General features: G+C 63.6%; 1 protein-coding gene. It reads left to right on the top strand.

What is annotated here, in order from left to right; translation table 11 throughout:
• Positions 1-1,181: hypothetical protein (locus D515_RS25950; RefSeq protein ID WP_192815531.1), on the top strand; the 1,181-nt coding region annotated here is incomplete at both ends.

The raw sequence follows: 1,181 nt of genomic DNA, 5'->3' as shown, positions 1-1,181 counted from the left end.
ACCACCGATGGCTCGACCACAGGTACGACAGACGGTTCAACCACAGGTACTACTGACGGCAGCACCACAGGTACGACAGACGGTTCAACAACTGGTGGTACTGACGGCTCAACCACAGGTACCACGGACGGTTCAACGACCGGCGGTACTGATGGCACCACCACAGGCACGACCGATGGCTCGACCACGGGCGGTACTGACGGCTCAACGACGGGTACCACGGACGGTTCAACAACCGGTGGTACCGACGGATCGACTACTGGCGGTACTGACGGCTCAACTACGGGCGGCACCGACGGCTCAACGACGGGTACTACCGACGGCTCGACCACAGGTACGACGGACGGTTCGACCACCGGCGGTACTGACGGCAGCACTACAGGTACCACGGACGGTTCGACCACCGGCGGTACTGACGGCAGCACTACAGGTACGACGGACGGTTCGACTACCGGCGGTACGGATGGCACCACCACAGGTACGACCGACGGTTCGACTACGGGCGGTACTGACGGCAGCACTACAGGTACCACGGACGGTTCGACTACCGGCGGTACGGATGGCACCACCACAGGTACGACAGACGGTTCAACGACTGGCGGTACTGACGGCAGCACCACAGGTACCACCGATGGCTCGACCACGGGCGGTACTGACGGCTCGACTACAGGTACCACCGATGGCTCGACCACCGGCGGTACGGATGGCTCCACCACGGGCACCACCGATGGTTCAACAACTGGTGGTACAGACGGCTCGACTACAGGTACGACGGACGGTTCGACCACCGGCGGTACTGACGGCAGCACCACAGGTTCGACCGACGGTTCAACCACCGGCGGCACAGACGGCTCAACCACAGGTACCACCGATGGCTCGACCACGGGCGGTACGGATGGCACCACTACAGGTACGACCGACGGTTCAACCACCGGCGGCACAGACGGCTCGACTACAGGTACCACCGATGGCTCGACCACGGGCGGTACGGATGGCACCACCACAGGTTCGACCGACGGTTCGACTACGGGCGGCACCGACGGATCGACTACAGGCGGTACTGACGGCAGCACTACAGGTACCACGGACGGTTCGACCACGGGCGGCACTGACGGCACTACCACGGGTACGACCGACGGTTCGACTACGGGCGGTACTGACGGCAGCACCACAGGTACCAC

Source organism: Grimontia indica (genome assembly GCF_000333895.2).
Taxonomy (GTDB): Bacteria; Pseudomonadota; Gammaproteobacteria; order Enterobacterales; family Vibrionaceae; genus Enterovibrio; species Enterovibrio indicus.
Note: the sequence above shows the minus strand (reverse complement) of the source record. Positions and strands in the feature narration are given on the sequence as shown.